This is a genomic window from Kitasatospora sp. NPDC059812, assembly GCF_042732075.1.
Lineage (GTDB): Bacteria > Actinomycetota > Actinomycetes > Streptomycetales > Streptomycetaceae > Kitasatospora.
The window spans coordinates 129,275-154,058 of sequence record NZ_JBHWIO010000002.1 but is presented as its reverse complement, the minus strand read 5'-3'; the positions used below and the strand labels follow the sequence as shown (position 1 = coordinate 154,058).

General features: G+C 68.2%; 27 protein-coding genes. 9 read left to right on the top strand and 18 right to left on the bottom strand.

All coding sequences use genetic code 11. The features are described from left to right. The first annotated feature begins 14 nt into the window (after window positions 1-14). The 6 genes from ACFV6D_RS01830 (at window position 15) to ACFV6D_RS01805 (ending at window position 4,227) form a co-directional block, all read left to right on the top strand. The gene (locus tag ACFV6D_RS01830; protein ID WP_380557679.1) at window positions 15-863 is read left to right on the top strand and encodes a helix-turn-helix domain-containing protein; all 849 of its coding nucleotides are present in this window, start codon (window positions 15-17) and stop codon (window positions 861-863) included. 185 nt (window positions 864-1,048) lie between these two features. After that, the gene (locus tag ACFV6D_RS01825; protein WP_380557677.1) at window positions 1,049-1,468 is read left to right on the top strand and encodes a hypothetical protein; all 420 of its coding nucleotides are present in this window, start codon (window positions 1,049-1,051) and stop codon (window positions 1,466-1,468) included. Continuing rightward, window positions 1,465-2,121, top strand: a complete 657-nt coding sequence (locus tag ACFV6D_RS01820) for a hypothetical protein (protein ID WP_380557674.1) — start codon at window positions 1,465-1,467, stop codon at window positions 2,119-2,121. The genes ACFV6D_RS01825 and ACFV6D_RS01820 overlap by 4 nt, the downstream gene beginning before the upstream one ends. Beyond that, the gene (locus ACFV6D_RS01815) at window positions 2,085-2,930 is read left to right on the top strand and encodes a hypothetical protein (RefSeq protein ID WP_380557671.1); all 846 of its coding nucleotides are present in this window, start codon (window positions 2,085-2,087) and stop codon (window positions 2,928-2,930) included. The genes ACFV6D_RS01820 and ACFV6D_RS01815 overlap by 37 nt, the downstream gene beginning before the upstream one ends. After that, window positions 2,927-3,439 (top strand): GNAT family N-acetyltransferase, encoded by a 513-nt coding sequence (locus ACFV6D_RS01810; RefSeq protein WP_380557668.1) that lies wholly within the window; start codon window positions 2,927-2,929, stop codon window positions 3,437-3,439. The genes ACFV6D_RS01815 and ACFV6D_RS01810 overlap by 4 nt, the downstream gene beginning before the upstream one ends. Beyond that, the gene (locus tag ACFV6D_RS01805) at window positions 3,439-4,227 is read left to right on the top strand and encodes a multiprotein-bridging factor 1 family protein (protein ID WP_380557665.1); all 789 of its coding nucleotides are present in this window, start codon (window positions 3,439-3,441) and stop codon (window positions 4,225-4,227) included. The genes ACFV6D_RS01810 and ACFV6D_RS01805 overlap by 1 nt, the downstream gene beginning before the upstream one ends. Window positions 4,228-4,429: 202 nt before the next feature. On the opposite strand, the gene ACFV6D_RS01800 is transcribed toward ACFV6D_RS01805, so the two are convergent. The 4 genes from ACFV6D_RS01800 to snpA (ACFV6D_RS01785) all read right to left on the bottom strand — a co-directional run bounded on the left by ACFV6D_RS01800 (window position 4,430) and on the right by snpA (ACFV6D_RS01785) (window position 9,160). After that, window positions 4,430-6,505: a phosphocholine-specific phospholipase C gene (locus tag ACFV6D_RS01800; protein WP_380426829.1), complete on the bottom strand. Its 2,076-nt coding sequence runs from the start codon at window positions 6,503-6,505 to the stop codon at window positions 4,430-4,432. A 207-nt stretch (window positions 6,506-6,712) separates the two neighbouring features. Further along, complete coding sequence (locus ACFV6D_RS01795; RefSeq protein ID WP_380335024.1) at window positions 6,713-7,372, bottom strand: pentapeptide repeat-containing protein; 660 nt, start codon at window positions 7,370-7,372, stop codon at window positions 6,713-6,715. 182 nt (window positions 7,373-7,554) lie between these two features. After that, a complete protein-coding gene (gene snpA / locus ACFV6D_RS01790) occupies window positions 7,555-8,178 on the bottom strand; it encodes a snapalysin (RefSeq protein WP_380335027.1) in 624 nt (207 codons plus the stop codon). Window positions 8,179-8,518: 340 nt separating this feature from the next. Further along, entirely contained in the window at window positions 8,519-9,160 is a 642-nt protein-coding gene (gene snpA, locus ACFV6D_RS01785; RefSeq protein WP_063349275.1) for a snapalysin, read from the bottom strand. Between the two features lie 260 nt (window positions 9,161-9,420). On the opposite strand from snpA (ACFV6D_RS01785), the gene ACFV6D_RS01780 reads away from it, so the two are divergent. Beyond that, window positions 9,421-10,395 carry a LysR family transcriptional regulator gene (locus ACFV6D_RS01780; RefSeq protein ID WP_244293453.1) on the top strand — a complete coding sequence of 325 codons (975 nt, stop codon included), beginning with the start codon at window positions 9,421-9,423 and terminating at the stop codon, window positions 10,393-10,395. Window positions 10,396-10,531: 136 nt separating this feature from the next. On the opposite strand, the gene ACFV6D_RS01775 is transcribed toward ACFV6D_RS01780, so the two are convergent. From ACFV6D_RS01775 to ACFV6D_RS01745, 7 genes are all read right to left on the bottom strand, one after another. Next, on the bottom strand, window positions 10,532-11,644 hold the full coding sequence (locus tag ACFV6D_RS01775) for a low temperature requirement protein A (protein WP_380557662.1): 1,113 nt from the start codon (window positions 11,642-11,644) through the stop codon (window positions 10,532-10,534). Continuing rightward, complete coding sequence (gene hemC, locus ACFV6D_RS01770) at window positions 11,587-12,558, bottom strand: hydroxymethylbilane synthase (protein WP_380557660.1); 972 nt, start codon at window positions 12,556-12,558, stop codon at window positions 11,587-11,589. Before hemC ends, ACFV6D_RS01775 begins: the two co-directional genes overlap by 58 nt. Next, window positions 12,559-13,023: an NUDIX domain-containing protein gene (locus ACFV6D_RS01765; RefSeq protein ID WP_380557658.1), complete on the bottom strand. Its 465-nt coding sequence runs from the start codon at window positions 13,021-13,023 to the stop codon at window positions 12,559-12,561. It lies immediately after the preceding gene. 84 nt (window positions 13,024-13,107) lie between these two features. Further along, a complete protein-coding gene (locus ACFV6D_RS01760; RefSeq protein WP_380557656.1) occupies window positions 13,108-13,428 on the bottom strand; it encodes a hypothetical protein in 321 nt (106 codons plus the stop codon). A gap of 395 nt (window positions 13,429-13,823) precedes the next feature. After that, window positions 13,824-14,297, bottom strand: a complete 474-nt coding sequence (locus tag ACFV6D_RS01755; RefSeq protein ID WP_380557653.1) for an NUDIX domain-containing protein — start codon at window positions 14,295-14,297, stop codon at window positions 13,824-13,826. A 269-nt stretch (window positions 14,298-14,566) separates the two neighbouring features. Next, window positions 14,567-14,803: a hypothetical protein gene (locus tag ACFV6D_RS01750; protein WP_380557650.1), complete on the bottom strand. Its 237-nt coding sequence runs from the start codon at window positions 14,801-14,803 to the stop codon at window positions 14,567-14,569. Continuing rightward, window positions 14,800-15,228, bottom strand: coding sequence for a hypothetical protein (locus ACFV6D_RS01745; protein WP_380557648.1), 429 nt, complete (start codon window positions 15,226-15,228; stop codon window positions 14,800-14,802). The genes ACFV6D_RS01750 and ACFV6D_RS01745 overlap by 4 nt, the downstream gene beginning before the upstream one ends. 143 nt (window positions 15,229-15,371) lie before the next feature. Here ACFV6D_RS01745 and ACFV6D_RS01740 point away from each other — a divergent pair, with 143 nt between their 5' ends. Further along, window positions 15,372-16,226 carry a helix-turn-helix transcriptional regulator gene (locus ACFV6D_RS01740; RefSeq protein ID WP_380557645.1) on the top strand — a complete coding sequence of 285 codons (855 nt, stop codon included), beginning with the start codon at window positions 15,372-15,374 and terminating at the stop codon, window positions 16,224-16,226. Then, window positions 16,204-16,407 carry a DUF397 domain-containing protein gene (locus ACFV6D_RS01735; protein WP_380557642.1) on the top strand — a complete coding sequence of 68 codons (204 nt, stop codon included), beginning with the start codon at window positions 16,204-16,206 and terminating at the stop codon, window positions 16,405-16,407. The genes ACFV6D_RS01740 and ACFV6D_RS01735 overlap by 23 nt, the downstream gene beginning before the upstream one ends. A gap of 70 nt (window positions 16,408-16,477) precedes the next feature. Here the strand turns inward: ACFV6D_RS01735 and ACFV6D_RS01730 are convergent, their stop codons facing one another. The 7 genes from ACFV6D_RS01730 to ACFV6D_RS01700 all read right to left on the bottom strand — a co-directional run bounded on the left by ACFV6D_RS01730 (window position 16,478) and on the right by ACFV6D_RS01700 (window position 24,757). Further along, complete coding sequence (locus tag ACFV6D_RS01730; protein ID WP_380557639.1) at window positions 16,478-16,891, bottom strand: hypothetical protein; 414 nt, start codon at window positions 16,889-16,891, stop codon at window positions 16,478-16,480. Between the two features lie 491 nt (window positions 16,892-17,382). Beyond that, window positions 17,383-18,174 (bottom strand): sigma-70 family RNA polymerase sigma factor, encoded by a 792-nt coding sequence (locus ACFV6D_RS01725; RefSeq protein WP_380557636.1) that lies wholly within the window; start codon window positions 18,172-18,174, stop codon window positions 17,383-17,385. 383 nt (window positions 18,175-18,557) lie between these two features. Continuing rightward, window positions 18,558-20,405 (bottom strand): DNA polymerase, encoded by a 1,848-nt coding sequence (locus ACFV6D_RS01720; RefSeq protein ID WP_380557633.1) that lies wholly within the window; start codon window positions 20,403-20,405, stop codon window positions 18,558-18,560. Window positions 20,406-20,470: 65 nt separating this feature from the next. Then, complete coding sequence (locus ACFV6D_RS01715; protein WP_380557631.1) at window positions 20,471-22,903, bottom strand: phage/plasmid primase, P4 family; 2,433 nt, start codon at window positions 22,901-22,903, stop codon at window positions 20,471-20,473. Then, window positions 22,890-23,420: a hypothetical protein gene (locus ACFV6D_RS01710; RefSeq protein ID WP_380557628.1), complete on the bottom strand. Its 531-nt coding sequence runs from the start codon at window positions 23,418-23,420 to the stop codon at window positions 22,890-22,892. The genes ACFV6D_RS01715 and ACFV6D_RS01710 overlap by 14 nt, the downstream gene beginning before the upstream one ends. A 421-nt stretch (window positions 23,421-23,841) precedes the next feature. Then, window positions 23,842-24,195 (bottom strand): hypothetical protein, encoded by a 354-nt coding sequence (locus tag ACFV6D_RS01705; RefSeq protein WP_380557625.1) that lies wholly within the window; start codon window positions 24,193-24,195, stop codon window positions 23,842-23,844. Window positions 24,196-24,220: 25 nt separating this feature from the next. Beyond that, a complete protein-coding gene (locus ACFV6D_RS01700) occupies window positions 24,221-24,757 on the bottom strand; it encodes a DNA cytosine methyltransferase (RefSeq protein WP_380557623.1) in 537 nt (178 codons plus the stop codon). Window positions 24,758-24,784 lie beyond the last annotated feature (27 nt).

Here is a 24,784-nt window from a genome sequence, read left to right as displayed (position 1 = left end):
AGGACCGCCAGCTCATGCCCGTCTCCCCGTCCTCCAGTGCCCAAGAGGCCCGTCTGGCCGTCGCCGCGCGGCTGCGCGAGATCATGCTGGACGCCGGACTCCTGGGGCAGGAGCTGGCGACCCTGTGCGGGTGGAACGGCGCGAAGACCTCCCGCATCATCAACGCCAAGACCGCGCCATCCGACAAGGACATCCGAGCGTGGTGCCGAGCCTGCGGGGCGGACGACCAGGCCGAGGATCTGATCGCCGCCAACCGCGCGGTGGACTCCATGTATGTCGAGTGGCGCAGGCTCACCCGCACCGGCCTTCGCATGCTGCAGGAATCAGCGGTACCGCTCTACGAGCGCACGCGACACTTCCGCGCCTATTCCTCCCGCGTGGTACCCGGCGTCTTGCAGACCGAGGCGTACGCCACCGCGCTGCTCGCCACGGTGTCCGACTTCCGGCGCACGCCCAACGATGTCGCCGAGGCCGTGAAGGCCCGCCTGGCCCGATCCCGCGTAATCCGCACCGGTCACCACCGCTTCGCGATCCTGGTGGAGGAATCCGTCCTGTACTACCGCCTCGGCGGGGTCGAGACGATGGCTGAGCAACTGAAGCACCTGCTGACGGTGATGTCCCTGCCAGCTGTCTCGTTCGGCCTCATCCCCTTCGCCGCAGAGCGCACCATGTGGCCAGTGGAGACCTTCAACGTCTTCGACGATGCGGAAGCCGGGGTAGAACTGCTCTCGGCCCAGGTGACGCTCACCGCGCCCGGCGAAGTCGGCCTCTACGTCCAGGCGTTCGAAAGGCTCATGGGATTCGCGGTGCACGGCGCACAAGTGCGGTCCCTGATCGCCAGGGCGATCGACTCTCTGGGCTGAAGTTCTGCAAACGGATGCAAGCACGTTGAGCGTCCGAACCCCTGACGGCCAACCTGGTAATCCGCCACCCGGCGCCAGGTGAATCCGATCCCCCTCGGTTCCGTGGAAGCCCGCCGGGCGGCGCACCTTCCCGCACCACTGCTCGCCCGCTCCAGGCGAGCAGAGCCAACCCGATGGGAGAGGCCGTGAGCACCGCCACCATCAAGTCCATCACCGAGCTGAACGAACTGGGCAAGTTCTTCACGATCGCCGCGCGTCGGATCGACGCGGGTCAGACTGCGGCGGAGATGTTCTCCGCCGCCATCGACAACGCGTGGCACCAGCTTCTCAGCGATCCGGCCGCGCACGAGGCATTCGCCGTCCGGCACGGCGGACGCAAGCTGACGCACGTCGAGAGCGTGGGCGTCGGCTTCATCTCCTGGGTGGGCGCGTACGAGGAGGCGTACGGCCCCCTGCCGGAGATCTGGTTCACCGACGCCGACGGCACGGTCAACACCGTGGCCCTGGCCCGCTACCGCGAGACGGGCGAGGTCTGGGCCGAGTGGGACTGCTCGCCCGCGCCCGGCGACGGCGACGACCTGGCCCCGGCGGCGACCACCCGGTGATCACCGCACCGTCCGACGGAGCGTCCCGGCCGACTGCCGGGGCGCTCCGCCTCACCGAGGCCCGGACGGAACACCCGGCCGGCATGGACATGAGCGGTTATCTCCCCGCCATGCAGCAGTACTGCCCGTTCCTCCGGCCATCCGCAGCGCGCGGTATGACCGGGTGGACCGTTTACGAGATCTCGCGCGACACTCGCCGGTACGCCGTCGAAGCCGAACTGTTCTACGCGGGCGTACAGGCTGCCGAGTGGATTCGCCCTCTGATGGCGCGTCCCTTCGGCGCGCTGGCCTGCGAGAACGTGGTGCTGATCGGGCAGTGCGCCGACGCCGACCACCGCGAGCTGCTGGCCTGGCCGCACTGGGCCTTGAAGAACCTCTACGGGCCGGTCGGCGTGATGTTCGGCAAGTTCGTCCAGGGGGCTGCCGAGACCAGCAGGGCCGGGCACGACATCCCGCCGGCCCCGTTCTCGTTCCTCCCGGTGCGCGCGGCCGTCCGCCTCCTGGACCCGAAGCTCCTGACCAGCACACCCGATCTCGCGACGGCGGTGGGCGGGGCCGTTGACGACGGCCACGACGTGTTCGAGCACATCCCCTGCGAGTGGAAGGCAGTAAGAGAATGGGCGAGTTCACTCCCGAGGCCGCCGAAGCGCTGAAGGCCGCAGAGGCCGTATGCGGGCCGCTGGAACTGGAGGAGATCAGCAACCGGCGGGGCTCGTCGGTCTGGAAGGCGACCGGGCCGCGAGGCCGCGCGAGCATCAAGCTCGGCGCCGGTGAGGCCGCCGAGGTCACCGCGCGAGAAGCCTCCGTGCTGGACCAGCTCCCCGGCTACACCGTGACCGCCGGCCGGTTCGACAACGGCGTCTGGTTCGTCACCCCATGGCTGGCCGGACCATCCACCTGGCAGGCCTTCCGTCCCGTGCGCAAGGGCGAAGGAGGGCGGGACCAAGCCCTTGCCGCTGCGGTCGGGCTGTGCCGCGCCGTGGCCGTCCTCCACGCCGACGGATGGGTGCACGGCGACCTCCAGCCCCAGCACGGCGTCCACGGTGATGACGGAACCGTGCGCCTCCTCGACTTCGCCTGGTCCCGGAAGGTCGGCACCACTCCCTGGAAGACCTTCGACGGCACGATGGTCCACCTCACCGCCCCCGAACTGGCCGCCCGGATCATCACCGGACCCCAACCCGTCGACACGACACAGGGCGCCGACGTCTACGCCCTCGCCGGCACCCTGTGGACGTGCGCCACGGGCAACTGGCCGCTGGACTACGAGGCCGCCGGACTCGGCCGGGGCACGCCGGTCGAGGTGGTTCGCGAGGCCATCGCCGCCAGAGCCGTCCCGATGTCCTCCCGGATGCCCTGGCCCGCACTCCAGGCCCGGCTGCGGTTCGTCCTGCTGGCCGGGCCCGACGACCGGCCGACCGCCGCCGAGTTGACCACCATGGTGCAGGCGGTGGGCGAGTGATCGTACTGCGAGAGCTGACCCGAAACGACTCCGCCGCCCTCCAGCGGATCTACAGCCCGGAATCGACCAGGTTCCTCCAGCGAGGGCCGATGGACGCCGCCGAAGCCCGCAGCGCCGCACGCGACGCAGTGGCCTCCGCCGCTCAATCCCCGCGCACGCTCTACACCCTGGGCTTCGACTTCGACGGCGACCTGCTCGGGATCATCAAGCTCTGCCTGGACCGCCCCGTCGCCGCACTCGGCTACATCCTGCGCGCGGACACCTGGGGGAAGGGGCACGCCACGGAGGCGGTCCTCAGGATTCTCGCCCTGGGCTTCGGCCACCTCGGGCTGCCCGAGATCCACGCCAAGCACCATCCGGACAACCCGGCCTCCGGTCGCGTCCTCCTCAAGGCAGGGTTCGTCCCGACCGGCGAGCACGCCGGATTCACCACCTACGCCATCCGGCCGCCCCAAACAGCGAGCGGCCTCCGATCACGCACCCAAGGCCCCACTACCCGAGGCGGGTAGTGGGGCCTCCGCTCTGCCCGGCGAGGGTGACCGCCGGCTGCCGACGCCGGGCGCGTCCGGCTCCTCGATCTGCTTGGGGCTGTGGCGAGTTGTCCGGTCGGGGGGTAGGCTCCGGCAGCACTTGGTGGGCGGGTGAACGGCCAAGAGCGGAGGCGGGTTTGACGTCCTTCGGGCGCACGTTGCGGCTGCTGCGTCGGCGGGCGGGTATGTCCCAGCCGAGGCTGGCGGCGACGGTGTTCGTGTCCCAGTCGACCGTCAGTAGGTTCGAGTCGGGCGACCGGATGCCGGATCCGGCGCTGGCCCGGTTGATCGATGGGGTGCTGGGGGCGGGAGGCGCGCTGTCCGGCCTGATTCCGGCTGATCCTGATCGGGCCGACTTCCAGGCCCGCAGGCCGGGCCTGGTGGACCGGGCGATGATCGTCGAGGCGGAGTCGGGGCTGGTCCAGTTGCGGAAGCTGGAGGACATCTCCTCCTCCGCGGATGTGACTCCGATGGTGGCGGCGCGGGCCGAGTTGGCCGTCCAGGCGGCCAAGGACGCGCCGTACGCCCTGCGGGCTCCGGCGATCGGTGCGGCCGCCATGGGGACCGCGTACCTCGGCTGGTGCCACTTCGTGGCCGAGCGGTATGCGGCGGCGGAGCAGGCGCTGGACCGCGCGGCGGCGCAGCAGAAGGCGGACAGTACCGAGATCGACGTCCTCCGTGCGGCCCGCAGCCCGGGCGCGCGACCGGCGCCGTGCTGTTCACGTGTTCCCATGGACGTTTCCCCGATCCTCCCCGCGCGGCCCTGACGCTTGAGCGGGGAATAGTCCGGAACTTCAGGCGCGATACCTTCTGCGCCTTGGGCTCACGGTAGGCAGGATCCCGGACGGCCATAAGGTCGGCAGGCGGATCGGAATACTATTCCGCGCCGATTCCGCGCCGAGTTGACGACCGATCAGAGGCGGGTGGAGGCCCCGCCACCCGAGGGAGCGGGTAGCGGGGCCTGGGGCGTCAGCCGGTGATGCTGGGGGTGCCCGTTTCCAGGTGGCCGGTGAAGCGCTGGGACCAGGTGCTGTCGGCGTCGACCGTCACCGTGAAGTCGTACCAGCCGTTGTTGTAGGCCGCGGCGTTGAAGAAGTCGGTGACGTTGCCGCCGGCGGGGACCTGGTACGTCCAGGGGCCGTCCGTGCGGTAGTTGTTCGACGCGATCGTGAAGGTCATGGGCGTCGCACCGGAGTTGGCGAGCTTGAAGTAGACGGCGAGCTTGCCGGTGCCCGGCTCGACCGCGTACGACGCCGTGACGGCCGCGTTCTTGCCGGCCTTGGTGGCGTCGCCCTTGAAGCGGCGCAGGAAGCGGTTGGGGCCGACGACCGTCAGGTCGTAGGGGCCGCCGCCGAAGTTGGTGCCGCAGTTGAAGAAGTCGCTGGTGGTGCCGCCCGGGTCGACGGTGTACTGCCAGGGGCCGCCGCTGCGGTAGGCGTTGGCGTAGGCGGCGAAGTGGGCGGACTTCGCCGCCCCCGTGCCCCCGTTGTCCATCGCGATCCAGACCTTCATGACCCCGCCGGAGCCGAACTCCAGGTGGTCCAGGTTGGCGTTCGGCTGGTACGGCAGGGCGCGGGCCGGCCGGGTGCCGGTCTCCTGGATCGGGAGCTGGTTGTTGACCGGGGCCGGGTTGGGCAGCGGGCCGCACGCCGACAGGCCGATGGTCTGCGAGGTGTCGGGCAGCCCGGGCAGGCCGTAGACCGGGTTGGCGAAGTCGAACGCGCTGGTCAGGTCGCCGCAGACGCGTCGGCGCCAGTCGCTGATGTTCCGGCATTGCGCGGGCGTGCCGAGGGCGGCGGTCCAGGTCTCCAGGAAGCGCAGCACGGAGGTGTGGTCGAAGGTCTCGGAGTTGACCCAGCCGCCGCGGGTCCAGGGCGAGACGGCGATCATCGGGACGCGGAAGCCGAGGCCGATGTTGGTGCCGTTGTAGAACTCGCCCGGGGTGCCGGCCGGGGCGGCCGGCGGCGGGACGTGGTCGAAGAAGCCGTCGTTCTCGTCGTAGTTGATGAACAGGACGGACGAGTTGAAGACGTTCGGGTCGGCGTTCAGCGCGTCGATCACCAGGTGGACGAAGTGCGCGCCGTCGGCGGGGGTGGCGTACGGGTGTTCGGAGGAGGCCTGGTCGGGGACGATCCAGGAGACCTGCGGGAGGGTGCCGTTCAGCACGTCGGCCTTGATCGCGGCGGCGATGTCGTCCGGGGTCCTGCCGGTGGCCTTGGGCACCGAGCCCATGCCCTTGACGGCCAGCGGGCTGCCGGCCGGGGCGCCGGAGAACTGGGTGAAGTACGCGAGGGCGTTGTCGCCGTAGTTGTCGGCGGCGTTCTGGTAGACCTTCCAGCTGACGCCGGCGCTCTCCAGTGCCTCCGCGTAGGTCTGCCAGCGCAGGCCCTTCTCGTCGCCGCCGTCGTACGCGGGGCCGCCGGCGCTGCCGGCCGGGTCGATCTGGCCGGACCAGTGGTAGGTGCGGTTGGGGCCGGTCGCGCTGAGCACGGAGCAGTGGTAGGCGTCGCAGATGGTCCAGTTCTCGGCCAGCGCGTAGTGGAACGGGATGTCCTGGCGGGTGAGGAAGCCGAGGGTGCGGACGTTGCCCTTGGCGGCGACCCAGGAGTCCATCTTGCCGCTGTTCCAGGCCTTGTGCTGATCGCTCCAGCCGTGGCTGAGGTCGCCGTTGCATTGGGCGAGGCGCTCGGGGTCTGCGCCGCCGGCCGGCTTGGTCTGGCTGAACTGCCACGGGTACTGGCGGCCGAGCAGGCCGTTGGGCTGGTTGAAGACGCTGTAGCCGCCGGCTATCTGGATGGCGCTGCGGTCGGCGAAGCCGCGCACCCCGCGCAGGGTGCCGAAGTAGTGGTCGAAGCTGCGGTTCTCCTGCATCAGGATCACCACGTGCTGCACGTCGTTGATGGTGCCGGTCTGCTGGAGCGTGGCGGTGGAGGCCACCGCGGGTGCGCCGGGGGCGGCCCCTGCGGCGCTGGTGCCGGCCACGGCGAGTCCCGCCGCGGCGGCACCGGACAGCGTGACGAACTTCCTACGACTCAGCTCGGCCATCAGCCCGGCCCGTCCCTTCACTGGCGATCTGGCGATGTTGTGTACACAAGTCGGGGCTCATCGATCGCGCAGCATCTTCCACCCCGGCCGGAGGCGCCCACCAGATGCGCGCGGCAGGGTTGGCGGACTGTTCGTCCGGGTGTCACCGAGCGACGCCGGGCTGAACGGGCGGCGGAAACGGCGGGGAGGGACGGAGCGGGCGGCTGGTCAGCGGTCCTTGACCTCGATTCCCAGCGCGTGGGCGAACTGCGGTGCCAGCTCCAGCAGTTGGGTGGAGCTGATGACCGCGCCGCGCAGCCCCTGGTGGCCGTCCGCGAGGCCCAGCCGGGCGGCCCCGCGCAGGTCGGTCTTCTTCAGGGTGGCGCCGCGCAGCCGGACCTCCTCCAGCGTGGAGCCGGGGAAGGACACCTCGGTCAGCTTGGCCTCGCCGAAGTCCACGTCGCGCAGCAGGCAGTCCTCGAACACGACGTCCCGCAGCACGGCCGCCCGCAGGTTGACCGCCTCCAGCTTGCAGCCGCGGAACACCACCCGGCGCAGCGCCGAGCCGTATCCGGCGACCCCGGCCAGCACGCCGCCGACGAAGGCGCTGTCCTGCCACTCGGTGTCGCTCAGGTCGCAGGCCACCCAGCGGCCGGCCTGCACCCAGACCTCGTTGAACCGGGCCTGGCGCAGCTTGACCCCGCTGAGCGCGACCCCGGTGAAGGCGCATTCCAGGAACGCCGCCCCGGCCGCCGACTCGTCGGTGTGCTCGCCGCCGTCGAAGTGCGTGGTGTCGTACCGCTCGTCGCTGCGCAGCCGCCCGGCGTGGGGGCGGAGCAGGTCCGCGTACGGCAGGTCGGCGAGCTGGTCGGGGGCGGAACGCGGCATGGCGGTGGCACCTCACGGTCGGGGGCGAACGGGTCTCGCCCGCATGCTCGCACGCGGCACCGACAACGGTCGGGACGACGACCCGCCGGACGACCACCCACCGAAGGGCGACGACCTCCGGACGACGGCGCCCCGGCCCGGCCGCTGCGGGCTGCGGCCGGGCCGGGGCGCCTGGCGGACGATCAGCCGCGCGCCCAGAGGGAGTTGACGCGGCTGCGCTCGGTGCCGTTCGGGTACGGGTTGGTGCAGGAGGTGCCGGGGCCGCCGCCGGACATCAGCTCGCTGCACGGGCCGGAGTAGTGGTCCGGCAGGCCGAGCACGTGCCCGGTCTCGTGCGCGGTCACCCGGACCGAGTTGTACTGCCGGTTCTGCTGGTAGTCGAGGAAGACGTAGCCGCGCCCGTGGCCGTCGGTGCTGGCGTAGGAGCCGCGGCTGTCGTTGCCCTCGTAGTAGGCGAAGTCGCCGCCCGAGCCGGACCGCAGCTGGACGTTGCTGACCGAGCTGTTCCAGATCTGCGCGGCGTTGGCGATCTGGGTGCGGAAGCTCGGTGCCGAGCTGGCGTCGTAGGTGACGACGACGGTCGCCAGGTTCGGGCTGGCGGCCTGCTTGGCCTTGGCGGAGGCCATCACGGCCTGGAAGAACGCCTGGTTGTTCGCGGCCTCGGCGGCCGAACCGGCGTACGTCGAGGCGGTGTAGCCCTGGACGCCCGGGCCGGGGGTGGCGGCGGACGCGGCGGTGGTGGGCAGCACGGCGAGACCGGCCGCGAGGGCCAGGCCGAGCGCGGCGGACAGCACGGATCGCTTCATGTGGGGGCTCCGATTCCGGTGGTGCCGTGGCCGGTTGGGGGCCGGCCCTGGGGGACACCTGGTCAGCGGGTGATGTCCCCAGAGCTTCGGGCAGCCCGGCGGGCGGGCGGATGATGTCAACCCGCGATAGCTTCGATCAATACCCCTTGCGGTAAAGCGATTTGAGATGTCTTTAACCAGCCTTGACTCGCGCGTGCCCCTGGCATTCCGCTCCACCGGCGGTTAGGCTCCCGATCGGGGAAGCAACCGAGCGACGGGCCACCCGATTCCGGCCGGGCGGCCCGCCGCACCCGAAGGGCGTCGGCAACTTCCCTGTTTCAGCGGCGAGTTCGCGACTCCCCTAGTTCACGGAATCGACGCCGTTCGACCAGAGGCTGTCGACCTGGCCGCGCTCGTTGCTGTCGGGGTAGGGATTGGTGCAGGACGGGCCGGGGCCGCCGCCGGACATCAGCTCGCTGCACGGGCCGGAGTAGTTGTCGGGCAGGCCGAGCACGTGCCCGGTCTCGTGCGCGGTGACGCGCAGCGAGCTGTACTGCTGGTTCTGCTGGTAGTCGAGGAAGACGTAGCCGTGGCCGTGGCCGTCGGTGCTGGCGTAGGAGCCGCGGCTGTCGTTGCCCTCGTAGTACGAGAAGTCGCCGGTGCCGCTGCTCGCCTGGAGCTGGACGTTGCTGACCGAGCTGTTCCAGATCTGCGCGGCCTGGGATATCTGGCTGGTGAAGGAGGGCGCGCTGGCGGTGTCGTAGGTGACGGTGACGGTCTGCAGCCACGGGTTGGCGGCCTGCTTGGCCTTGGCGGAGGCCATCACGGCGTGGAAGAACGCCTGGTTGTTCGCGGCCTCGGCGGCCGAACCGGCGTACGTGGAGGCGGTGTAGCCCTGGACGGCCGGGCCGGGGGTGGCGGCGGACGCGGCAGTGGTGGGCAGCACGGCGAGACCGGCCGCGAGGGCCAGGCCGAGCGCGGCGGACAGCACGGATCGCTTCATGTGGGGGCTCCGGATTCGCGGTACGCCGAACCGCCGGGGCCGGTGGGGGCCGGACACGGCTGCGGCGACGGTGGGGGCGCCCCGGTGGGGCCGGGGCGGATTCGCTGCCCCTGAGCTTCGACCCGCCCGGGCCCGCGGCGGATGATGTCAACCGGCGATAGCACGGCCGCATACCGGCGGGGCCCACCACGTGCCCTCCTGCCGCGCTTTGTTCTGTCATGTCCTTGGCGATGTGGCCGGGTGGCGTCTATGCTCCGGGCGTGGAGCTCGACGTGAGACACCTCCGGGTGGTGTGCGCGATCGCCGACACCGGCAGCCTCCGCAAGGCCGCGCTCCAGCTCGGCATGACCCAGCCCTCCCTCACCACCCAGCTGCACCGCATCGAACGGGCCATCGGCGGCACCCTGTTCACCCGCGAGCAGACCGGCAGCCGGCCCACCGCGCTCGGCCACTCGGTGCTGTCCCGGGCCCGGCCGGTGATCACCGAGATGGCCGCGCTGGTGGCCGCCGCCCGCCAGGAGGCCCGCGACGCGGCCGGCCCCGGGCGGCAGCGCCGGCTGCGGATCGGCAGCGTCGGCAGCCGGGCGGTCGCGGCCTGGCTGCGCCGGGTGCACGAACGGCTGCCGGACACCGACACCACCATCCACGTCGACGTCTCGGCCAGCGCCCTGCTGCGGATGGTCGCCGCCGACCAGCTGGACGTGGCCTTCGTCTACGAGAGCGAGGGCTTCCCGCTACGGGTGCCGCCGGACGCCGAGCACCGGGTGCTGATGGCCCGTGAGCCGCAGTTCGTCGCGCTCGCCGCCGGACACCCGGCCGCCGCCCGCCCGGTCGTCCACCTGACCGACCTCGCCGAGGACACCTGGATGGTCGACCCGACCGCCGACCACGAGTACGCGGCGATGCGCCGGGTGTTCAGCGAGGCCGGGCTCAACCCCCGGGTGGTCCAGGTGCGGGACAACGCCACCGCCGCCGAACTGGTCGCCTCCGGCGAGGCCGTCCGCCCCTGCCAGCCGACCTCCGCCCCCGGGCCCGGCACGGTGGTGCGCCCCGTGCACGGGGACCCGCTGGCCGTCCGGCTGCTGCTCACCTGGCGCCCGCGCGCGCTCAGCCAGCCCGCGCTGGACGCGCTGTACGGCGAACTGCGCGCCGCCTACCTGGACCTGGCCAAGGTCAACCCGGCCTACCTGGCCTGGCTGGCCCGGCACGAGCCGATCCTGCTGGACTGCGCCTGAGCATCACCTGGCCGCCCGGCCGGCGGACGACGGCCAAGCGCCTGAGAGTCGCCGGGCACCCCACGACGGCCGGGCACCCGGGAACCGCCAGGCGCCCCACGACGGCCGGGCACCCCGGAACCGCCAGGCGCCCCCGTCAGCCCTCCCGGCTGTGCAGCAGCACGCCCACCGCCACGGTCAGCGCGCAGACCAGGCCCGCCGCCAGCACGCCGGAGCCGCCGAGCGCGGTGCAGGCCAGCACCAGCACCGCCCCGGTCGGGGCCAGCGCCTGCGCCGCGCCGGTCTTGGTGTGCCGGGAGTGCAGCAGCCAGACCGTGAGCAGGTAGAGCGCGGTGGGCACGGTGACCGTCGCGGTGGCGGCCGTCGCGGAGATCTCCGCCTGGTGCACGGCCGACTCCACGGCCACCTCCAGCCCGGTGCCGATCGCGGCGGCCGCGCCGAACACCAGGTAGTGGCCGTACCCCCAGGCGAAGGCCTGCCGGTTGGAGCGCAGGTGCTCGTGGACCGGCCGGGCGAAGTAGATCCACCAGGCCGCGAAGCAGATCAGCAGGCCGCCGATCGCCACCGGCAGCAGCCGGCCCAGCTCCTCGTGCTCGTCCACCGCCGACTGCACCGCGACCGTCGCGGCCGCCACCGTCTCGCCGAGCACGATCAGGGTGAACAGCCCGTACCGCTCGGCGATGTGGTGCGGGTGCCAGGAGGTCTGCATCCGCAGTTCGGCGACCACCGGCACGGCCAGCTCGCACAGCACCCCGAGCGGGATGACCACCGGCCGGACGGCGTCCGGCAGCAACACCACCACCACCCAGCCCACCTGGCAGAGCGCGATCCCCACCGCGTACCGCACGGCGACCCGGCGCGCCTCGCCCTGCTCGCTGGCCGCCGCCCGCAGCCACTGGGTGACCATCGCCAGGCGCATCACCACGTACCCGGCGATCGACAGCGTCAGGTCCTGGGTGGCGAACAGCCGTGGCACCCCGGCCGCGAGGACCAGCACCCCGGCGATCTGCACCAGCGTGGTGACCCGGTACGGCACGTCGTCGCAGTCGTACGCGGAGGCGAACCAGGTGAAGTTCATCCAGGCCCACCCATGGACTAACCACGCACAGCCTACCCGGGGAGCCCGGTCGACAGGTAGTCCAACGTTGAAGCCCCGCCCGGTGAACCCGGACGGGGCCTCTGAGGCGCCTGTCAGTGCGGGATGCCCATGATGATCTGTCGGGCATCCTGTCGGAGCAGTTCGGCGCACACGCGGGCGCCCAACGTCGCCGGGTCTCCCTGGTGTTCGTCCCACATCATCGCGTTGGCGAACTTAGAGCCCTCTCGGTCGAACACCATTCCACGCAGGACAAGCTGTCCGTCGCCTTCGGTGGTGCAGTACCCGGCGATCGGGCTGTTGCAGTGTCCGCGAAGGCCGTGGAGCATGACGCGTTCGGCGGTCACTTCCCGTTGCGTTTTCTCGTGGTTGACCTTCTCCAGCAGCGCGGCGACGGAGTGGTCTTCCTGGCGGCATTCCAGTCCGAGCACGCCGGCACCGACGGCGGGAAGCATCTCGTCCATGCCGAGCACGTAGCCGGGGCGCTCGATTCCGAGTCGGGCCAGTCCGGCGACGGCGAGGATCATGCCGTCCGGCTTCACACCGTCGAGCTTCTTCTTCCCGTCCAGTTTTTCGAGCCTGGAGCCGACGGCGCCCCTGACCCGAACAACCTTGAGATCAGGGCGGGCGCGAAGAACCTGCGCCTTACGGCGAACGGCGGACGACAGGATGACCGAGCCGGCCGGGAGGTCGGCGAGCGACTTGTACTCGGAGCCCTCCGGGAAAAGGAGGACATCGCGGACGTCCGGCCGCTCCATGTACGCGGCGAAGACGAGCCCCTTCGGAAGAGGGACGTCTCCCGGTACGTCCTTGACGCAGTGCACGGCCATGTCGACCTCACCGCGCTGGAGCAGCGTGTCAATCTGCTTGGTGAAGAGGCCTTTCCCGCCCAACTGGGCGAGATCCCCTTGCCACTTGTCGGCCTCCGTGGTGACCGGGACCACCTCCGTTTGAAGGTCCGGCTCGTGCACCTTCAGGGCCGCGATCACCATGTCCGTCTGGACGAGCGCGAGCGGGGAACTTCGCGTCCCGATTCGGAGAAGCCGCTTCGGGAAGTCGGTGCTCATTCAGGTGGTCCTCTCGTGTCGGGTCTCTTGGTAGGTGACGCTCCCAGGAAGTTGGAGCGGCACCACGATGCGGGCGGCCACGGCGGGGTGAAGAAGGTGCTTCGCCTCTTCACGCGTTGCCCAGCGCCACGCGGACAGTTCGCGTGCTTGCAGAGAGATCCGGTCGGTGTCGGCAGCGCTGAGCATAGGACCGGCCCACAGGAACACGAGCCGGTCACGTGCGCCGGCCCGACGGGCTTGTGCCCACTCCACGCCGAAGAGGTCATCCGACCGAATGTCCAGGACAATGCCCAGCTCTTCGCGGGTCTCACGGAGGGCAGCGTCAAGCGGCGACTCCCCCGCTTCGACCACACCGCCAGGAAGGTGCCACGTCCCAAGTCCGGCAGCCTGAACGATCAACAGCCGGGAGGCCGGGTCGGTGCACAACACGTACGAGGTAACGGGGTGGCCCGGTGCTACGCCCATATGTTCCTTTCCGGCTCATCTGATCGGTGCGGCCCGCCCCAGTTAATGGAGTTGATGACCTTCCCGGAGCGGGAGTCGTGGGTTCTAGGAGGGGTCATCCTGGTTGGGGGTCACCCCGACATCGAGAAGTTGAGCGAGTTCGGTGGCGACCTTCGGCGGGCGGTCAACGAGGTTGGCCGGACAGTCCCATACCCGATCGGGCGAACCGGGTTCCCGCAGGTACACGACGTCCTGAACGACGTTGCGAACGAACCCAAGTCGCCCGTCGCCTCGGGTGTCGAGTACGACCGAACCCACCGAGGGACCGAAGAGGGGAACAACCTTGCGCAGGGCGCCCGTTCGCGCGTTGCTTCGTCGAAGCGTCTGTTCGGCGCGTCCGGCCCCCTTCGGCCGCTTGTTAGCCACGCGATCCCTTCCTAGGTCGACCTGATTTGTGCGCCCCGCCCCGGTCGTCCACGTCCGTCCAAGTCGTGTCACCGGAGCGGGGGTTGAACATCCTCCGGCGTCGCAGGACGACGGGGGTCTTGGGCCGTCACCCCCTGCCGTGTCTGCCATGACAGCAACAGGGGATGACGGGCGCTCGCGGGTGTCCGGAGCGCTTCCCGACGGGTGCAGTCAGATGACCAGCCCCCACCCGCCGGAAATTGAAGGGGTCGCCCTGGTCTGATCCCCGACAGACCGATGACCAGGGCGACCTGCGTACGGCGGCCCGTACGCGCCCACCGAACGGCCTCGGTGGGGGTGTCCCGGAGCCGGGGGTGGTGAAAAGCTCCGGGAGATCATGGGGGTACGAGAGGGTCCTACGCGCCAGCGGGATGACCGCGCAGCAGCAGGGGAAGCCCGGTTCCCTGTTCGACGGCCCGGAGCGCGTCGATCACCCGGGCCGCTTGCTCGGCGTCGGTAACGCTACGGAGGTCCCCCGGCGAAACCCACGCCGTCCGGAGAACACCGCTCTCCTCAACGGGCGGGGCGGAGACGCGGTCGGCCTTCCGATCCGTGAGCCGGCCACCCCAGAAGACGAAGTTCACTCCCTCCGGGACCTCCCTCGCCGAGACGTAGTCCACGGCAACCAACTGCCAGAGGTCCAGGACAAGGCCAGTCTCCATCAGGACGCGCCTGGCAGCGGCCTCGTTGGGTACCTCGTACGGCTCCGCGTTGCCGCCCGGAAGGATGAGCTTTCCGGGCTTGTACGCCGGTTCGACCATGAGCACGTCGCCGGCGGGGTTGAGGGCCACCGCCATGCAGCCAAAGCGTCGTCCGGGCGGGTTGGTCATGATGGCGGGGAGCGTGTTCAACTTGGGTAACCCTTCGGCTAGTTGGGCGGTACGTGGGGGTTATTGCTCCGCATTGGCACGCTGCTGTGCGTGGTACAGCTCCAGCGCGCGAAGGCACCAGCGGCAGGCAAGAGCGGGTAGTACGTGGCCTTCGACAACGAGATCCCCGACCGGGGTCACGTCCCGATCGAGTTCGCACTTGAAGCACCTCCCGGCGAACCAGACGAGTCCCAACTTGACCGGCGGGAGTACACCGGTCTCCAGGACGGTCACGGCCGGTCCCGCCGGAGGGCTCTTCGCTCCGCCACCCGACGCATGACCGGTTCCGAAGCGGAGACTCCGGCCATGAGGGACGCGGCGAAGACCAGCAGGAAGACAAGGCCGGTCGTGGACGGCGGGGCGTCCGGGATCAGCATCGTGATGGCCTGAGCCAGTCCGCCGCTGACGAGCCCGACAACGAGGGTCGCAACCAGCACGTCCAGCGGACTGGACTTCACCGGCTTCACGAAGCCCGCCGTCGGCGAAGCCGGGTGTCGGTCAGGTCGGAGTCCCGGTTGCGGATGGCGATCTTGTCGGCGAGCTCCCCGGGCGGCGCCGGCGGTCGCTCCAGGTAACGGCTGTCCGTCTCCCACTCGTAGCCGTTCTCACCCCGGACGAAGACGGCCTTGCTCTTGCCCCCCGCCCGGTCCACGAGGATGCCGACCCGGCCGTTGAGGACGTCCAGGACGAGCGCGTTGATCTCCGCCGCGTACGGGTTGGTCAGCGGGCGCATGTGCGTCGTCTTCGGGTCCTGCTCCGTGTAGTGGATGCTGATCTTGACCGCGTGGTCCGAGCACTCCGGCTTGCCGCACGAGCACGGCGGGAAGTCCCGGTCGTGGTACGACCAACCGGGGTCTCGCTGGGGGCGCTCGGCGGGCTCACGCGTCGTCATGATCAGTTCTCCGTGGGGGTGTTCATGCTCCAGGTCTGCACCGTGTGTGGTTCAAGCGTCGCGCTTCGGCGCTACCCTGTGAAGGAGCGCCATGTCCCGCAACGGGGGGGCGCCGGTCGTGGGACATGAGAAGGAGCAACCGGATGGGTGCGCAGGAACGGCAGCTTCATCCGGACAGGTCGCCCCGCCACTTCTACGGCTCCGAGATCCGCCGGTTCCGCAAGCTGCATGACAACATGTCGCTTGCCCGACTGTCGAAGATCATTAACTTCTCGGTGTCCCACCTGAGCCGGATCGAAGGCGGGGAATCGAAACCACCTGAGGGACTGTCGGAATTGCTGGACGCCGCCTTCGGGACGGACGGTCACTTCCAACGGCTCTACATGCTGGCGAAGAAGGAACCCTTCCCCGACAAGTACGGGACGCTGCTCAAGCTGGCAGCAACCGCCCGCGCACAGGCTACGTACACTCTCAGCTTCCCGGGCTTGCTCCAGACGAAGGCGGTCGTCCTGGCAATGCTCCAGGCCGGCGAGCCCTTCGCAGACCCGGTGGAGATAAACGATTGGCTCACCACCCGACTTGAGCGACAAGAGCGCGTGTACCGCCAACCAGCAGAGTGCCGGTACTGGTTCATCGTGGACGAGTACGCCCTTGTCCGCCCGATCGGGTCACCAGCCGTCATGGTCGAACAGCTCTCCAAGGTCCTTGAGGCAAGTGAACTTCGACACGTCACGGTTCAAGTGCTCCCGCTCCGCGCTGGCGCGCACTCCGAGTTGGGCGGCTCGTCCCTCACTCTGCTGACCCTGGATGACGGGTCGGAAGTTGCGTACGAGGAAGGCAGCCGAAGCGGGAAGCTCTTCGAAGACTCCCAGGACGTACAGCACCGCCAGGGGCTCTACGATCTGCTCAGGGCCCAAGCTCTGTCTCCGACAGACAGCCAAGCCAAGATCAGATCGGCACTGGAAGGATTCACCGATGCAGCCCCACGGCAAGCCTGAGAAGTTCGTCAAATCCAGCTACAGCAACGGGCAAGGCGGGGAGTGCGTCGAGTGGGACGTTAACCACCCGGCTCGTGTGCGGGACAGCAAGGACCCCGACGGCCCCCGCCTCAACTTCTCGCCCGAAGGCTGGAGTTCGTTCGTGGCGGCCGTAAAGGAAGGCACCTTCGGAGACGTCTGAGCTGTCCACCAGAGGGCCCGGAGACCCCACTACCCACCCGCTGAGTAGTGGGGTCTTGTCACGCCTGAACCTACGCGGCTACCGCTCTCCCCCCGCTGTCCTCACCGTGCGCGAATCGGTGCAGCAGCGTTGGTAGCCACCCGTGTTCGCCCCACTCACAGCCGGTGAACACGTCCCACTGCCGGTACTGCCGCAACTTCGGACACCACACCCATTCGGCCATGCCCACGAGCCGGCCGGTCCGCTGCTCTCGCGCTTCCAGACGGAAGCCGGGGTACCCCTGTGAAAGCGCGCGAACGGTTCGTGCCGTCCGCATGCCCTCACTCCTCAGCACGCCGTGCAGATCCTCACACGACGTGACGTCCACTCCCCCCAGCATGATGACCGCTTCCGGGCACGGTTCCCACGTGACCAGCTCCGGGCTCATGTTGTTGGGCACGCTGACCACAATTTCCGCCACGTAGGGCACCGGGTGCGTAACCATGCGTAGACAATAGGTCATTCGTTCGAGTAACGGAAGGGGATATTCCGGATCACCCCCAAGCGTCACGCCATCAAGTTGATCAAGGCTCCGCACACAGACGGCCCTACTCCCATAGACGCACGGGAGGCCGGAAGGTTGCGCCCCAGTTTTCCGCCATTCCCATGCCGGGGCAATTCCTTGATCAAGTCTGGGCAAACAAAAAAGGCCACCCACCATCACGCAGGGTGACAGTGGGTGGCCGAAAATCGCCTAGCCATCGTCACGTGACGATGGTGCCCCAACGAAGGCTCAGCAGCAGGGATCGTGCTGCGGCATAATCGCCTCGGGTGAGGGCGGCTATCACGGGATGTGCGGGTCCGTAAGCGTCAGCGCGCAGTAGAAACGTTGCTTCCGCCGCGCCGTCGGAGTCGAGTAGCTGAACGTCTGCGATTGAGGCCTTGAAGTCGACCACGACGGTTCGACCTTCGGAGGCGGGGAACGTCTTTCGCACCTCAGGCCCCGATCACGTACATGTCTCCGAAGGCCGCCTTCGCCTTCGCGCGGGTCTGCCGGATCTGCGACGGCTCCATGTAGATATCCGCCGCAAGTTGCTTGTCGTTCTCGGTGCCGTAGAACGGGACCGGAGCTATGCCGTACGTCGCTTTGAGGACGCGGCGCTGTCGGGCGCCCATCATGCCGAGCACAGTGTGCACGCGCTGACGCATGAACTTCCGCCGGGCGTCGTCCAGATCCCGGGGCTCCACGAGGTCCGCCGGCACGTCCAGCTTGTCCGCCAGCCGATCGGCAAGGGTCTCCCCTTCGGTGCCGGCTATCGGGGCGTCCAGGTAGTCAACGCCCATCCAAGCGAGACGAGCGGCGTTGGCCTGATCCGGGGAGAGCTTCCGTCCGTTGGGAAGGCCGGACGTGCACACGCGCTCAGCGGCGTACGGGTCTCCGCCAGCCTCACGAAGGGCGGCTTCGAAGTCCTTTGCTGCCTGCCCGCTTGCCCCGGTACGGGTCTCCGCCCGGCGGTGGTCGGAGAGCACGCCCTTGATGGTCGTGTCTATGTAGGTGAAGAACTCCGCAACGCTCTCCCCTTCGAAGCGGCGGAGGGCCAGCCAGACGGCCGTACGGGCTTCCTGTGCCATGTCCTCAGCGAGTTGAGGGTTGGGCTCGTAGCTGATCGTGGCGTACTTGCTCGCAAGCTGGAGTACGCGTTCTTCGGTAGCATCGATGACGGCGGCGACCGCCTCAAGCTTGTTGTTCTTCGCGTCCTGAATCTGGGCAGGGGTCAGCGAAATCAAGGCTCTGCTCCGGGGTGCTAGATGGATCTCTGCACCCCGCCTGGAGTGCAGAGGTCACCCGGAGCGGGCTTTTGGGCATGCCGAATCGAGCGCGGGCATGCGTCATGGAGTCGCGGCGAAGTGGCCTTGCGTAACCCCGGTCCGGGCTAGCAGGACGGCGGCTTGCGCATGGCCTTCGTCGTTGCGTGGAAGTCGAAGTTACGGAGGCGGTCCGACACCAACAAGGCCGTTTCACCTGGACAAACAGGCCCAAAGCAGGGCATCAACACCCGCGCGAAACTGGACCGTTAGCAGGCTCATCCCTAGGGCGGAGACGAATGAGCCCGCCGTGACACGGTCGTGATCAACATCAAGACCATCGTCACGTGACGATGGTCAATGGGTCAGAAATCGGCGCCGTAGAGGCTTCCCCACGAGCGCTTGCCGATCTCCGCCTCAGCGATAATCGGCACTCCGTAGAGATCGAAGGTCATGCACTTTTCGATCTCCCGGGCAACCTCTTCGGCATCCTTCGCGGGCACCGACGCAAGCAGCTCGTCATGAATCGGCAAGCGCAACAGGTGCGACAAGCCGGCCTCTTGGATGTTGAGCATGGCTTGCCCGAGGCAGTCCCTAGCAGCGCTTTGACAGGCGTAGTTGACGACGGCAAAGGCTCTGTCCCGGTCAAGTGGAAGCCGCCGGCCGGTGGCAGAGATGAACACCATGCGGCGGGCTCGTGCCTCCCGTTGCCACCGGTTCGACGCCCTCCGGATCTCTGGATACAACCGGTCATACTCGGCGAAGGCACGGGCCATGGCCTCTTCGCTGGCACCGGTCTGCCGCGCCGCCGTACTGACGCCACCTCCGTACACCTTCGAGAACCCCGCGCCTTTGAAGACCTTGCGATCCTTCTCGGTGGCGCTGTCCCCTTTGATGAGCCGGGCCGTAAACCAGTGAATGTCTTCGCCGGCTAGGAAGCCCTCAGTCATCCGCTTGACCCCTGCCAGCGCGGCCAACACGCGCATTTCGACGGCAGCAAAGTCCACGCTAACCATCACGTGGCCTTCGTCAGCGAGCAAGCACCGGCGGATCATCTGGTCCGAAGAGGGAAGGGTCTGGAGCGCTGGCCGTTGCACACTCATCCTTCCCGTGCGTGCGGCCAATGGCCGGATTCCCGGGTGTACGCGCCCCGCATCGTCCACAGAGTGCAGGAAGGTTTCCGCGTAGGTCGTCCCCCACTTACCGGCGCGCTTCGAGCGAAGTACCGCTTCCGCCACGGGGTTTGGCGTGCGAACTCCCAGCCGATTCCACTGGAGATCCATGTCAGCGAGACGCAAGAGTACGGCCTTGTCGACCTTGAGCGCGCCGGAGGCCGTACGCTCCGTCAGTGTCTCGCCCATGCCCATGAGGGCTTCGGCGATCTGCTTCGTGGCGTTGACGGACGCTACCCCGTACCGGGCAGCCTTCTCCGAGAACTCCGCTGCCTCCGTCGAGAGTTGGACGGCCAGCCGGCGCGTGTAAGGCACGTCCAGGACGAGCCCGGTCCGCTCCATGACCATGCACATCCGGGCAAGGTCGTGCTCGTAGTCGATGAGCGCTTCCCGCACGCCCAACCGGCGAAGCTCCGCCCGAAGAGCCGGCTCCAGACGCGCTGTCAGAATACAGTCAAGTCCGCCGTAGAGGTTGAACGTTGGGTGGTCCAGATCAATAGCGGCGAACCCCGTGGACTTCGTGAGCCCCAGCGACCGGAAAACGCCCGTGAGGTCCCCTTGCGTGTCGGGTGCCGTCGGGTCGACCCAGAAGGCAGACAGGGGTTTGAGGGCTGTTCCGATTCCCCCTTCCGCCGGTTGGCGCGGATCAATCAGGGTCGCTAGTACGCGCGTATCTGTGACCCGGTCCACGAGGTCTTCCAGCGGGATTCCGGCATGCCGGTCGATCACCAACAAGTCGTACGACGCGTTGTGGATCAGCATTTCCCGTGTATGGGTCAGCGCGTCCCGGGCGTACTGCCGGAACCAGCCGCCACGCTCCCAGTGGATCACCCATGCGTCGTGAGCGTCACCGAACTGCACTGTCCGAAGGCGGAAGTCCGAGGCGAAGAGCCGGAGCCCCGTGGTCTCGGTGTCGACTGCTACCGGGCCCCGGTTGCTCGCCTGACACCACCACTCCCGGAACTCGTCCAGGTCGTCCACGGTGGCCGGCACGTGGACGCGAACTGCCTCCCCGGCTACCTCGTGCGTATAGGTCCGCACTACACCCCCCTTCGGGCAACAAAAAAGGGACCATCGTCACGTGACGATGTCCCTGATTGCTGCCGCTAGTTGAAGATTCCCGGCGCCCCCTTGTTCGGCTGATCAGTCAGCCGCACACCGAAGAAGGTGATGCCAGTGTTGGTCTTGCGCTTCGTCGCGCCGCGCTCTTCCATGGCCCGATAAAAGGTGGTGCGTCGCCAGCGTTCGACGAGCGGCAGATTCTCCGCATCGCACCACGTCAGGTACTCGGAGAAGAGTTCGTTCCCTAGGAACCGGTCGGAGTCCGCTCCGGTGATCTCGACTACGCCGGGGCAGAACCCCTGTAGCTCGTCGGAGACTTCGCGGTATTCCTTCGTTGCGTTCCGCACCGGAGCCGGGTCTTCGAGACCGCCGGCGTACCACTCCACAGCGCCCCTGACCGCCCATGCTGCGATGCCCTGAGCCTCCGCCAGTAGGGCGTCAGAGAGCCCGTAATCCCGCTCATGCGGAGCGAAGTAGCGGTTGAAGGGCACCATCTTGACGCGGCGCCACAAGCCTTCGTCCGCTCCCTTGAAGCGAGGCTTGTGGTTCGTGGCCAAGAGGATAAGGAAGGTCGGGGCAAAGGTGAAAAACTCCTGGCGCAAGAATCGCGCCGTCACCTTGTCCTTACCGGTCAAGTTCTTGAGGACGCTCTCCGACATGGCCTTGCCGCTCTCACCTTCGGAGGCCATGACGAGCCGTGAACCCCGAAGCGCTGCAAGATCGTTGGGGATTCCGCCGGACCGTCGCTCTTCGAAGGTAGCGAAGGGCGTAGTCGTCACGAGCGGCCCAAAGACCTCCGTAAGCGTGTCCGTGAGAACAGACTTCCCGTTCGCGCCGGAGCCGTGAAGCACACAGAAGCACTGTTCCGACACGTGCCCGGTGATGCCGTACCCCACGAGCCGGCGGAGGTACCCCGGCATGGTCGGCATGCCCGGCATGATCTCCGAGAGGAACTGTTCCCACCGAGGCGCCGGGGCGTGCGCGTCGTACACCAGCGGCAGCGACACCGTGAGCATGTCCCGCTTATCGTGCGGACGGAGCTTGCCTGCACGAAGGTCAACAACACCGTTCTTAAAGCTCAAGAGGTCCGGTCGCGCATCGAACTCGTCCGCCTTGACGTAGACCTCCGGAACGCTGCGAAGCTCCGTGAGGATCGCATCAATGCCCGTGGTGTTCAGGAAGCCCTTCGCCGCCGTGGTCTCACCGGCCAACGCCAGTGCTGCGCCCATACGGTGGATTTCCTGACGGACCCTCACTTCTGACCGGTCCCACGTCCGCCCGTTCCAGGTGTAGAAGCCGAGACCGGGAGCGAACTTGATCCTCCCGTCCGTCCAGGCCACGAGGCCATAGGCGTTCATGGCGTTCGTGGCACCGAACTTCTTCACGAGCTGGCCCAACAGCCGGGCGGCCTCAAGCCCTTGCTCCCGATCAACGAAATCGGCGCCGGTTCGCTCCGCCAACTCCGCGCTATCGGCAGCGTCCTGAGCGTCCACGGTGGCCACCAGCGGACGAGCCGACTTGACGGCGGAGTGGAGTGCCAGCGGGAAGGCCACCGGGTTTCGTGCGCGCCAGTCGGTGAGGTCGTCGCCCTCGTGCGGCACGTCCAGGACGAGCACGCTCAGCCCCCGGGCGTCGAGACCTTCGGCGAGTTTGCGCATGAAGCCCCGGCCGGCGGTGTCGTTGTCTCCGCACACAATGACCTGAGATCCACGGAGGCCGGCTGCCAACTCGTCCAGAAGTTCCGGGGAGTTGACGAGCGACGCGCCCCGGATCGCTACTGCGTCGTACCCGACGGCTACAGCGCTCAACGCGTCCCCGGGGCCTTCGGTGATGATGACCGTTCCGAAGGTGCCTTGTCCCTTGAAGACCCCGTACGAAGACCAGCGCTCGCCGGGTGGGTTGCTGAGGCTGACCCATCGAAGCGGGCACTGCCCGGTAAGGTCTCGTCCCTGGACGGCCCGCGCCACCCCGTCGAAGCCCCGAAGCGGAACCACGATGCGCGGGAAGCGGGTGTACGCGGCTGAGCGGTACGGGAAGTCCCACGTCTCCGCCCCGTGGTCGGCGCCTAGCTCCAGGTCGTGAGCCAGCTCGTCCCCAACTCCGAAGCGCTCAAGGATGTAGTCGAGAGCCCGGGAGCCGGAGGGGCTGTCGGAGCGGTGCAGCCAGGCAATCGCCCGATCCAGGTACGAGGCCAGTGCGGCAACTCGCCCGGTTCCCACGATGGTTGGCCGTTCGGCCGGAACGGTGGCGCCGTCGCCTTCGGCGTCGAAGAGGTCCGCCCATTCGAGCCCGGCCTTGCCGATTACGTCGCCGGTGAGGCAGCCGGCGCGGCACGTGAGCCGCACCTTGTGGTTGCTACCGCGCCAGATTCGGAGGGACGGGCGGGAGTCCCCGTGAGCCGGGCAGGCAGCGAGGTACCCGCCGTCGGACTCTTCGGTGACTTCTCGGAAGCGGGACAGGATGTCAGCGAACTGCACGGATCACCCCCGGGCCGTAGACGGCGCGTACGTCTTCGACCAGCGCGGCGAAGGCGTCCAGGTCGCACCTCAGGTACCAGCGGCCGGAGTCGATACCGCGCGTGAACGGAGTGAAGCCGTACAGCTTCCGCATGGAATCCGTGTCCATGCCCAGCAAATGCCGAATGCGGGTCCAGGTGCGAACCGTGAAATAGACCTTGCCCCGGCGAGCAGCGACGCCACGGGTCTTGACCACGGCCACCCCAAACGGAAATCCGGCATTGTCAGCTTCGGTCTCCGCCTGTCGCAGGAAGCCGGGAATCGTCGACCTCTTCACGTATTTGCACTCCAGGACGAACGGCACAACGTGCACGTCTGCTACGTCCTTCGAGCCCTCTTGAGCCGGCCGCCGGGCGTTTCCCCAGAAGAACGGGTCTCGAAGCCTGCCGTCCTCATCGAGAAGGCCAAGCTCCCTGTTGAGGTAGTCCCGGACGGCGGATTCCCACGCTGTTCCTTTGCGCTTGTTGGCGTTAGTCATCGCGGCCCCAGAGGACGGCGACGGCTATGACCAGCGCGCAGAGGAGAACACCGCTCACGGCCGCCACCAGAAAGAACGTCAGAGGTTCGCTGGTGATGATGATCATTGGTGCCTCCTAGTTGCAGTAGTCGCGGTCTTCGTCCAGCTCCACCGGCCCGGGACTCAGAAGCCGGACATGCTCAGCACCGATCCAGACAGCGCGAAGACTCCGCCGCTTGCGAAAGCCGGACTCAGCGCCAGTCGGCTTGAGTTTGAGCATGGGACGGAGCCTGCCGTCCACGCGTACGGTGACCACGAGGTCAACCACCGCATCAGCCAGCCGAACCCGGTTGCCTTGTCGTGCCGCGTAGCACACGAGGTCACCGGGGTACATCTCGTCTGCCGCGTAGTCTGTGACAACTCCCCGCTCAGACACTGGACTTCACCTCTTCTCTTCGTCGTGATGCATTAGGTGCAGGTAGGCCGTGAAGGCCTGTTGGCTCATGGCGCCGTTGCCTACGGCCTTGAGCTGGGCTGACCTGTTGAGTCCCTGGACACGAGTGATCCACCCCCCGGGAAGGCCCATCAACCACTCGCCGAAGACGGCAGCAAGCCGGCGCCCACCACGCGGGCCGATCTCTACCGGCGCCGGCGCCGCACGACCGATCAAGGTTTCCCACCGATGGACGGCAGCGGAGAAATCTCCCCACCAGTCCCCCGGGGAGTGGAAGCCCTCCGACGGAGCGTTGAGCTTGTCCACGGAGTCCGCCGGAAAGAGCCTGGCGACGGCGGTCACGAGGTCATCGCCTCCGGAACCGCGCTCAGCCTTCGCGTAGTCCGGTCCCCTCGTGGCGTCCGATGCGGTCGGGGTGGGAAGCAGGGGAAGCGATGCAAAACCACCTGTCGCGGCTATGGGCGGCTCCAATTCGGGCCGCTCGAAAGCTAGTCCATCGCGCGTCGTACCCGACTTCGGCCAAGTCCCCGAGAACAACCGAAAGCCCCCGAGACCGGATTGCGGCAACGTTCTCCAAAAACACGTAATCCGGTCGTAGAACGCGAACGGCCTCCGCGACGTGTCGCCAGATGCTTGACCGTGAACCACTGATTCCCGCCCTCTTCCCCGCATGGGATATGTCCTGGCAAGGGAATCCGGCGGTGATGATGTTGACTTCGCCAACTAGGCGCGCCCAGTCGAACTCTCGAATGTCCCCAAGGTTCGGGGCGTGCGGGTAGCGGGCAGCGAGGATGAGAGCCGCGAACGGGTCAACCTCCGCCACGTAGCGGACCCGCTCCCCAGTGAGGGCTTCGACGGCCCGGCCAAGCCCGCCATATCCGGCGCACAGCTCAAGAATCGGCATGCGCCCCCCTAGATGAGAAAGGGGCGG

Excerpts from the sequence above, each read along its gene's own strand:
- ACFV6D_RS01830 (WP_380557679.1), top strand. The coding sequence starts at position 15 with ATGCCCGTCTCCCCGTCCTCCAGTGCCCAAGAGGCCCGTCTGGCCGTC.
- ACFV6D_RS01815 (WP_380557671.1), top strand. The coding sequence starts at position 2,085 with ATGGGCGAGTTCACTCCCGAGGCCGCCGAAGCGCTGAAGGCCGCAGAG.
- ACFV6D_RS01800 (WP_380426829.1), bottom strand. The coding sequence starts at position 6,505 with ATGGCCGAGCTGAGTCGTAGGAAGTTCGTCACGCTGTCCGGTGCCGCC.
- ACFV6D_RS01795 (WP_380335024.1), bottom strand. The coding sequence starts at position 7,372 with ATGCCGCGTTCCGCCCCCGACCAGCTCGCCGACCTGCCGTACGCGGAC.
- snpA (WP_380335027.1), bottom strand. The coding sequence starts at position 8,178 with ATGAAGCGATCCGTGCTGTCCGCCGCGCTCGGCCTGGCCCTCGCGGCC.
- snpA (WP_063349275.1), bottom strand. The coding sequence starts at position 9,160 with ATGAAGCGATCCGTGCTGTCCGCCGCGCTCGGCCTGGCCCTCGCGGCC.
- hemC (WP_380557660.1), bottom strand. The coding sequence starts at position 12,558 with ATGAGCACCGACTTCCCGAAGCGGCTTCTCCGAATCGGGACGCGAAGT.
- ACFV6D_RS01765 (WP_380557658.1), bottom strand. The coding sequence starts at position 13,023 with ATGGGCGTAGCACCGGGCCACCCCGTTACCTCGTACGTGTTGTGCACC.
- ACFV6D_RS01755 (WP_380557653.1), bottom strand. The coding sequence starts at position 14,297 with ATGACCAACCCGCCCGGACGACGCTTTGGCTGCATGGCGGTGGCCCTC.
- ACFV6D_RS01745 (WP_380557648.1), bottom strand. The coding sequence starts at position 15,228 with ATGACGACGCGTGAGCCCGCCGAGCGCCCCCAGCGAGACCCCGGTTGG.
- ACFV6D_RS01740 (WP_380557645.1), top strand. The coding sequence starts at position 15,372 with ATGGGTGCGCAGGAACGGCAGCTTCATCCGGACAGGTCGCCCCGCCAC.
- ACFV6D_RS01735 (WP_380557642.1), top strand. The coding sequence starts at position 16,204 with ATGCAGCCCCACGGCAAGCCTGAGAAGTTCGTCAAATCCAGCTACAGC.
- ACFV6D_RS01730 (WP_380557639.1), bottom strand. The coding sequence starts at position 16,891 with ATGGTTACGCACCCGGTGCCCTACGTGGCGGAAATTGTGGTCAGCGTG.
- ACFV6D_RS01710 (WP_380557628.1), bottom strand. The coding sequence starts at position 23,420 with ATGACTAACGCCAACAAGCGCAAAGGAACAGCGTGGGAATCCGCCGTC.
- ACFV6D_RS01700 (WP_380557623.1), bottom strand. The coding sequence starts at position 24,757 with ATGCCGATTCTTGAGCTGTGCGCCGGATATGGCGGGCTTGGCCGGGCC.